Genomic DNA, 8,451 nt, shown 5'->3' on the forward strand with positions numbered 1-8,451 from the left:
TCCAGCCTAACGCCCTCCGTGCCCTTCGGCCAGATATTCCTCGGACTGCATTTCCATCAACCGGGATACAGTGCGTTCAAATTCAAACCGACCATCGCCCTTCGGGTATAGCGCATCAGGTGCAGCATCGGCTGCGGCAAGCAGCTTGACCCGATATTCGTACAGCGCATCGATCAGCGTCACAAAGCGGGCGGCTTCATTCCTGTTGTGTGGCCCTAGCACCGGGATGCCGACAATGATGACGGTGTGGAAACGGCGCGCGATCGCGAGATAGTCTGCAGCCCCGCGCGCCTCGGCGCAAAGTCGCTTGAACGAGAAGACCGCAACACCCTTCAAGGCTTTGGGTATATGCATTGTCCGGCCTACGCCGACATCGAGCTCTGCTGAAGGAACATGGGCCCTGTCCTCGGGCGGATAATCCGTAAGGTGGAAGAAGGTTTCGGACAGCTCTTTGGTCGCTTCAGGCCCGTTGGGGATGAGCCAGGTCCGTGCATGGCCAAGCCGGTCGCGGCGATAATCGGTCGGCCCGTCAAGCGCCATGACGTCAAGCCGCTGCTTTACCAGATCGATAAAGGGTAGGAAAAGCTGCCGGTTGAGACCGTCCTTGTACAGATCGTCGGGATGGCGATTCGAAGTGGTGATCACCGTAACGCCCGCGTCAAACAGCCCGGCAAAGAGCCGCGACATGATTGCAGCGTCGGCCATATTGTTGACCACCATTTCGTCAAAGCAGAGCAGCCGCACCTCATCAGCGAGCGCCGCGACCACCGGCGGAATAGGATCGCCCTTTTCCTTCTCGCGCTCGACCTTTAGCCGCGCATGGATATCGAGCATGAACTCATGGAAATGCGCGCGACGTTTGCGGTTCACCTGCACATTGTCGAAGAACAGGTCCATCAGCATCGACTTACCGCGTCCGACCCCGCCCCACAGATAAAGCCCGCGAACAGGCTCGGGCTTCTTGCCAAGGAAACGCCATAAAGTGCTGCCGCGCGGGGGAACGGATTCTAGCTGTTGTTGAATATCGGCCAGTTTGGCGGCAGCCTGCGCCTGATCCGCATCAGGCTTAAGCTCGCTCGCCGCGACCAATGCTTGATAGGCAGCGAGCAGTCCGGTCATCTCTTGTCTTGGGATGCCTTGCGGATTGTTCCGGAGAAAGAGGCAACGATATGCTCGTCATTCGCACCCTGCACCACCATACCACGCAGGAAGATCAAGCGGCCGGTTTCGCGTACCTGTTCAACCACCGCATCAAGCGGTTCGCCCAGCCGGCCGCCGCCGATAAACTGGGTGCCCAGATCGAGTGTTACCGAAAAGCCCGCGTTGAGCGAACCGAACTGGTGCGCAGCGGCGAAAAGCGAGACGTCAATCAGCGCCAGCGTAACCGCACCATGGACATTGTCGCCCAGATTGCTGTGTTTGCGGGTTGGATGCATTCGGATGCGCGCGCGCGGGCGGCCATCGGGCAGAGGTGCTTCCGGGCGGACCGCTAAAGGCTCGATAAAAGAGTTGAATCGCGTCTTATCGTTCAGATTCCAGCTGAGCCAGCCACCGTCCTGTGCCTGGGCGTCGAAATGTCCGGCGGGAAGCGGCGCCTCAATGCCGTCGTTCAAATCTGGCGCTCCGCCATCATCTTCTTGGTTTCGGCAATCGCCTTGGCCGGGCTCAAGCCCTTGGGGCAGGCATTGGCGCAGTTCATGATGGTGTGGCAGCGATAGAGGCGGAACGGATCTTCGAGGTCGTCGAGGCGTTCACCGGTCATTTCGTCGCGGCTGTCGGCCAGCCAGCGATAGGCTTGCAGCAGGATGGCAGGACCAAGGAACTTGTCGCTGTTCCACCAGTAAGACGGGCAGCTGGTCGAGCAGCAGGCGCACAGGATGCACTCATACAGGCCATCGAGCTTCGCACGATCTTCGGGCGACTGAAGGCGCTCCTTGCCCGAAGGGGTCGGGGTCACGGTCTGCAGCCAGGGTTTGATCGAGGCATATTGCGCGTAGAAATGGGTGAGGTCGGGAACCAGATCCTTGACTACCTCCATATGCGGCAGCGGGGTGATGGTGACCTCGCCCTTGCAGTCTTCGATGGCGGTTGTGCAGGCAAGGCCGTTCTTGCCATTCATGTTCATCGCGCAAGAGCCGCAAATGCCTTCGCGGCATGAACGGCGGAAGGTGAGCGAGCTATCCTGCTCCGACTTCATCTTGATCAGCGCGTCGAGCACCATCGGGCCGCAATTGTCGGTATCGACTTCGAACGTATCGTAACGCGGGTTTTCACCGCTGTCGGGATCATAGCGATAAACTTTGAACTTGCGCGCGGTGCCATTGCTGGTCGCTGCGTGGGTCTTGCCCTTCTGGACCTTGCTGTTCTTCGGCAAAGTGAATTCGGCCATGTTTCTATCCCGATACTGAATCTGTGAACGCCCTAACCAAGCGGGCATCCCCAAGCAAATGCAAATTTTAACCGCGCAATTGAATGCAGGTTTATATCCTAGGCATCAATCCATGGCGGATCAGGCTTTCGGCGACAATCGTTTCGATCAGGTCTTCCTGTTTCCAGCCCATCAGAACGGCGGAGCGGCCATAGACTTTCTCTGACCACAGGTTGCACTGCAAATTGACCTCGAGCAGGTTGATCTCTCCTGTTTCCTCATTGAAACGGAATTCAAAGCGGCCGAAATCGAACGGACGAAAAATCTCGGCGAGGGTCAACGTCATCGCCTTGATCTTTTCCCAGGCCTCGTCGCCTTCAAACGGCACCAGCGTATATTTATGCTCGCGTTCGACAAGATCACGCTTTTCGGCGTGGGTGCGCAGGTGCGACGGGTCATTCTGTTTGAACAGCATCGGCGGCATCACGAAGGGGGCGCCGTCCTTGGTGATGACCGGCACCTCGACATCGCTGCCATTCATGAACGGTTCGACAATGGCATCATGGCCCTCGGCATGGATGCGCAGCACAGCCTCCTTGACGCCTTCCCAATCATGCGCGTCACCAATGCCCCAACTAGCCGAGCTGTTATTGGGCTTGATCACGAAACGGTTGCCTTTGGGGCAGCGGGCTTCCTCGACCGGCGCGCCCGCGCGGTAGACCGCCCAGTCGCAAGTCGGAACGCCGCGTGCCTTGCCTTCCAGCTTGGTGAGGTGCTTGTCGTCAGCCAGTCCGCGCAGGATCGGATTGGCGCCGAGATAGGGAACGCCGAGGCGCTCGCAGAGCAACGGGCACAGCATCTCCGAATTGAAGAAGCCGCCGCGATTGAGCATTGGCCAGACGAAATCGACGCCGGGATCGGTGAACAGCGCGTCATAGCTATTCGCCACGCTCAGTTTTTCGAAAAGTCCGGCGAGAATGGTCTTCATCTCATAATGATAAGGCGAATGGTTGCCATCTGTGCCGTGCAGGCTGCCGTCACCCAAGGCATGCTTGGCGACGAACAGGATGCGCAAATTCTTGCGGGCTTCGGCTGTGAGGCGGGTGGGTTCGGTCATATCCATAGTCCTTTGACGGGCTTTGCCCCTCTTCGCCGCCGCTCATAGTCGCTTTGCCGAATTTCGCAATTTCCTAATTGCGGCTTGGCGGCTATACGCCGGGGCCATCAAGGGAAACAAAGGGCCAGTTACGCGCTTATGACCATTTCCGAACTGGCCGACTGGATGACCAGAGGCGGCGACGCGCGCATCGTGCTTGATGCCGAAACAGGTCTCAACCGGTATCACAGCTCTCCCTATCCACGTGAAGTTCTGGCCTTCGCCTCTTCGACGGCTAACGATTTGAGCGCCGATGCGATGGCGTTTCTCGAAGCCGAATTTGCAGATGGTGCGGCAAAGCTGCAATCGGGCGGTGCTTATGCGTCTTATCTAGATCAGCTGCGCGGCCGAATTTCCGGTGCCTATAGCCTACCGGCCGGAACTGATATTTTCTTTGCACCGTCGGGTACCGACCTAGAATATGTAGCGCTTTTGGCGGTCGCGGGTCGCAAGCCTAATTGCATCGCCAACCTGCTGCTTGGGGCCGGCGGGGGCGGTTCAGGCTGCATCCACAGTGCCGCAGGATGCTACTTCGCCAATGAAACGGCGCTGGTTGCCGATGTGAAACCGGGGCAGCCGATCGACGGTCTTCCTCCCATCGAGATGGGGGATTTTCCGGTGCGCAATCCGGAAGGTGAGGCTTTCGACAGTGAAACGCTTGCCGCCCAAATGGAAGGTGCGATTTCCAAGGCGCTGGCCGAAGGTCGTTACCCCCTTGTCCATGTCGTGCACGGATCGAAGACCGGTCTGGTACTGCCGCATTTGGACGATATTGACCGACTGCAAAGTCGCTTTGGCGGCGATGTCGCCTTTGTTGTCGATGCCTGCCAGGCGCGGATTACGACACAGGCGATCCACGATTATCTAGCGCGCGGTATTATCGTCTTCCTCACCGGATCGAAGTTCATGGGTGGCCCTCCGTTCAGCGGGTTTGCCCTGCTGCCCGCGGGAATGGCCGGTACCGCCACCCCGTTGGCTGCTGGCATGGCAACGGTGTTTCGCCGCGCCGAAGTTCCGGCCGGATGGGCAGGTGCTCAAGCACTGCCGGCAAGTGGCAATGCCGGACTGGCACTTCGCCTGTCAGCCTCATTGTTCGAATTGGAACGGTTTCAAAAGCTGAGCATAGCAAGGGTCACGCGGGTCGTGTCAGCATTTAATCAGGTTGCTGGCAAACTGGCAGCGCAGCTGCGTGCACGAAAGGTTGCCGCTGCACCCGTTGAAGATGTGGATGAGGAATTTGAGCATCCCATCGAGATGCAGACATTGGTGACCCTGGACCTATGCCACGATAGCGCCGGAGAAGTCAGCCGCACGCTCGATTTCGACAGCGCGGTTGCAATCCACAAGGCGATGACTGCCGACGGTGTGCGTCTTGGCCAACCTGTGCGCTGCGTCAAACTGGCCGACGGCCGCTGGGGTGGGACTCTGCGGGTCGGCCTGTCTATGCCACAGGTGGTTCGTCTCGATGGTGTCGGCGATGCCGAGATGTCAAAATGGTTGCAAAGTGCGATGGACAGGATTGCTGCGGCATTGGAGCCGCGCTTGGGGTGACTCAGCCGACGCGAAGGCGCTGCAGGAAGGCAGCACTCGCCTCGCGCAACGAAATAGCCCGCGACTCCATCTCGCGCATGACCTGATGCATTTCATCGGCAACTTCGCCGACCCGCAGTGCATCCTGATTCACTTCCTGGCTCTGCGATCTGACTTCTTCGGCATTGCGGGCGGCATGTTCGGCATTGTCACCTATTTCGCGCGTCGCCGCTTGCTGTTGCGAAATAGCGGCGGCGATGTTCCCCGCACCCTGTTGAACCCGATCGATCTTGTCGACGACCGATTCCACCTTTTCGGCGGTGGTTTCCATCTGCCCGCGAATATTCGCCACGGTCCCTGAAACAGAGGCGATGGCCTGGTGCGTCTGGCTGGCGAGTGATTTGACCTCTTGTGCGACGACCGCGAAGCCGCGACCTGCTTCTCCGGCACGTGCCGCTTCAATGGTGGCATTAAGTGCGAGCAGGTTGGTGCGGCTGGCGACATCCTCGATGATCGCTGCAATCTCTCCGACCTTGTCGGCATCCTGCGAGAGTGCACCGATAGCCGTGCTGCTCAGGCGGCTGCTACCCGTGGCGGCATTGGCGGCCTCGACCTGATCATCAACCTGATCGGAAATGGCCTGCGTTGCGTCGCCCAACTGCCGGGCGGCGCTGGCAACCATCTGGATGGCGCTGCTCATATTTTCGGCCATGATCGCCATGGCATCGGCCCGGTTGCGCGTCTGCGCGCCGATACCCGCCAGTTGCTCTGCGGATTCGCCGACCGCCCGAATCGCAGTGGTGATGGCATCTGCCGTCATGATAACGGATCGCTCGAATTCATGTGCCAGCTGCTCCATCTCCGCCTGTCGCTGCCGATCGGCCTTGGCGCGGATTTCGGCCTCGACTTGCTCTGCACGCTTGCGCTCGGCCTCAATTTCGTCGCGTCGTTCGCGTTCCTGCTCATAGAAATCGGCCCGTGCATGGGCAAAGGCATGGGCATCATCGATCGATTTCAGGAAGGATCGCCATTGGCGCATTGCGATGCGGTGCAACGCAAAACCGTAAATCGCGGTGGCGGCATAGAAATACCAGGGCAGTTGCTCATTGGACAGCAGGGGCCCGGCGATGCCGCCTACAGTGACCATAACCAGCCAGACAAACATTGATCGCGGTAGGCACAGAAAGGTCAACGCACCTACGCCGATCAGGCCAAAGGCCGTGCCTCCGGCGATAACATGGTTGATTTCGCCTGGGAGCGTCCACAGGTCGCAGATCAACCCTGCCCATGCGATGGAACCGATGCCGACATATTCGACGAAGCGGTTGCGCAGCCTTTTCAGAATGAGACCGTCATCATCGGCATCGAGATCATAGTCTTTGAGTTTCAAATGCAGGCGGAAGATCAGAAATTGGGACAGCACCACAAAAGGCGCGCCGACGATCGAGAAATAGGGAATGATCGACGTCGACATTAGCGCGGCCGTCGAAAGATAAAACAGGATGGCTGTGATCAGAATTGCAACATTGGCCCCAGCCGCGGCCTGCAATTGAGCAAGCAGGAGTGAGCGATTCTCGCCGCTTGCGCTGCGCCGCAACGTTTCCATTTCATCCCCCAGATCGAGGACAATGGAGAACAGGTCGCGATATTTGCCGAATATGTTCATCGAGCTTCCCGAAATCTATCCCAATCGGCTATCGCAGGAAGTTCCAAAGGAAATATTAACTATGCAGGGCCGCATTCCGCATGCTGGTGGTCTCTAAACTACCGCTATGCCTATTTTGCTTGTTGCCGTGTGAATGCCAGAACATCGTCGATGACCGGAGCCTTGCTGCGGAACGGGCGGGCGATGGCCATGATTATCCCGCTATGGGTGACCTCGGGATAAAGTCGTAATTCTGCCTTGCCTGTGTCCTCATTGACCTTTTTCGCCAACGCCTTGCTGTTTCGCGGCTTGACCGTCGTATCGGCATCGCCGGTCAGCAACAGCAACGGTGGCGCCTTTCCATTGGCAAAGTGGATTGGCTGGGTCTCTTCAGGTTTGGGCCAATGTCCAAGTGCGTCGCGCGCGGCATCGCTCGTGAAGGGAAGGAAATCATAGGGTCCTGCAAGGCCGATAATGCCGGCTATTGCAGATGCGTCGAGACCATGCCGCCGAAGCCATTTTGGATCGAGCGCTGCAAGCATGGCAATATGCGCGCCTGCACTATGCCCCATGACGAACAAGCGATCCGGGTCGCCACATGTACTTTGATTCAGCTCCCGGTTGGCGCCGGCAATGGCTTGTGCCGCATCGTCGACAAAATCGGGAAAGCGATGCCCGGGCGCCTTTCGGTAATCGGCGATGAAAGTGATGAAGCCGCGCGCGGCGAAAGCGCGGCCGACAAAGGCATAGCTGCTCCTGTCTCCGTCGCGCCATGAACCACCATGGAAGAAGAGCAGCGACGGAAATTTGCGGTCACCACATTCTTTGCCGGCACCAACCGGGTAATAGATGTCATAGCTTTGCTGTGATGACGCAGTCTCGCTGTAATGGGTGCCAAGAACCGCAGAACCGATTGCGTCCGCTTTGCCGGGCCACCAGCGGTCCGCGAGCTCAAGCTGTGCGGGACCGCCCAATCGATAGAACCAGATTCCTGCAACAGTCAGCAGCAGGGCGATGATAATCAGTGCGGTTTTCAGCATCGCCCGGTGATATCCTATGGCACGCAAAAGAAAAGGGCGACCCGAGGGCCGCCCTTTGGAAAATCCAGAAAGGATTTGCTTAGCGCTTCGAGAACTGGAAGCTGCGGCGGGCTTTCGCCTTGCCGTATTTCTTACGCTCGACGGTGCGGCTGTCGCGGGTCAGGAAGCCTTCGGCCTTGACCGCACCACGCAAGGCGGGTTCGAACTTCGACAGTGCCTGGGCGATACCGTGCTTGACTGCACCGGCCTGTCCCGAAAGACCGCCACCCTTTACGGTTGCGACCACGTCATATTGTCCGGTCCGTTCGGTCACGCCGAAGGGCTGGTTGATGACGAGGCGCAGCGAGGGGCGTGCGAAATACACTTCCTGGTCGCGGCCATTGACGATGATTTTGCCGGTGCCGGGCTTCAGCCAAACGCGGGCAACGGCATCCTTGCGGCGACCGGTCGCATAGCTGCGGCCCTGTGCGTCAACTTCCTTTTCGCGCAGCGGGGCTGCGGGGGCAGCCGGAGCCGAACCTTCGGCACCCAGCGTCTGGAGGTCAGCGAGCGATTCTACGGTGTCGGACATTATGCACCCACCTTGTTCTTGCGGTTCAGGGAAGCGACGTCGAGCACCTTGGGCTGCTGGCCGTCATGCGGGTGTTCGGTACCGTTGTAGAGGTGCAGGGCACGCATCTGCTGGCGACCGAGTGGGCCGCGCGGAACCATG

General features: G+C 58.8%; 8 protein-coding genes and 1 pseudogene. 1 reads left to right on the top strand and 8 read right to left on the bottom strand.

The window, feature by feature from the left end; all coding sequences use genetic code 11:
* Positions 1-6 precede the first annotated feature (6 nt).
* The 4 genes from zapE to Q0239_RS16865 form a co-directional block, all read right to left on the bottom strand.
* Complete coding sequence (zapE, locus tag Q0239_RS16850; protein ID WP_298605017.1) at positions 7-1,119, bottom strand: cell division protein ZapE; 1,113 nt, start codon at positions 1,117-1,119, stop codon at positions 7-9.
* On the bottom strand, positions 1,116-1,613 hold the full coding sequence (locus Q0239_RS16855) for a PaaI family thioesterase (protein WP_298605019.1): 498 nt from the start codon (positions 1,611-1,613) through the stop codon (positions 1,116-1,118). Before Q0239_RS16855 ends, zapE begins: the two co-directional genes overlap by 4 nt.
* Positions 1,610-2,389: a succinate dehydrogenase iron-sulfur subunit gene (locus Q0239_RS16860; protein WP_298605020.1), complete on the bottom strand. Its 780-nt coding sequence runs from the start codon at positions 2,387-2,389 to the stop codon at positions 1,610-1,612. Before Q0239_RS16860 ends, Q0239_RS16855 begins: the two co-directional genes overlap by 4 nt.
* A gap of 91 nt (positions 2,390-2,480) precedes the next feature.
* A complete protein-coding gene (locus Q0239_RS16865) occupies positions 2,481-3,485 on the bottom strand; it encodes a phosphoribosylglycinamide synthetase (protein ID WP_298605022.1) in 1,005 nt (334 codons plus the stop codon).
* Between the two features lie 138 nt (positions 3,486-3,623).
* Between Q0239_RS16865 and Q0239_RS16870 the strand changes: the two genes are divergently transcribed.
* A complete protein-coding gene (locus Q0239_RS16870) occupies positions 3,624-5,075 on the top strand; it encodes a hypothetical protein (protein ID WP_298605024.1) in 1,452 nt (483 codons plus the stop codon).
* Position 5,076: 1 nt separating this feature from the next.
* Here Q0239_RS16870 and Q0239_RS16875 read toward each other — a convergent pair whose 3' ends face one another.
* From Q0239_RS16875 to Q0239_RS16890, 4 genes and pseudogenes are all read right to left on the bottom strand, one after another.
* Positions 5,077-6,720: a methyl-accepting chemotaxis protein gene (locus Q0239_RS16875; protein ID WP_298605026.1), complete on the bottom strand. Its 1,644-nt coding sequence runs from the start codon at positions 6,718-6,720 to the stop codon at positions 5,077-5,079.
* A gap of 110 nt (positions 6,721-6,830) precedes the next feature.
* Positions 6,831-7,766 (bottom strand): alpha/beta hydrolase, encoded by a 936-nt coding sequence (locus tag Q0239_RS16880; RefSeq protein WP_298605028.1) that lies wholly within the window; start codon positions 7,764-7,766, stop codon positions 6,831-6,833.
* Between the two features lie 52 nt (positions 7,767-7,818).
* Positions 7,819-8,310, bottom strand: a complete 492-nt coding sequence (gene rpsI / locus Q0239_RS16885; protein WP_298605030.1) for a 30S ribosomal protein S9 — start codon at positions 8,308-8,310, stop codon at positions 7,819-7,821.
* Positions 8,310-8,451: pseudogene (locus Q0239_RS16890) on the bottom strand (50S ribosomal protein L13); the annotation flags it as partial. The pseudogene Q0239_RS16890 and the gene rpsI, both read right to left, overlap by 1 nt.

This window comes from uncultured Sphingorhabdus sp., assembly GCF_937872355.1.
Lineage (GTDB): Bacteria > Pseudomonadota > Alphaproteobacteria > Sphingomonadales > Sphingomonadaceae > Sphingorhabdus_B.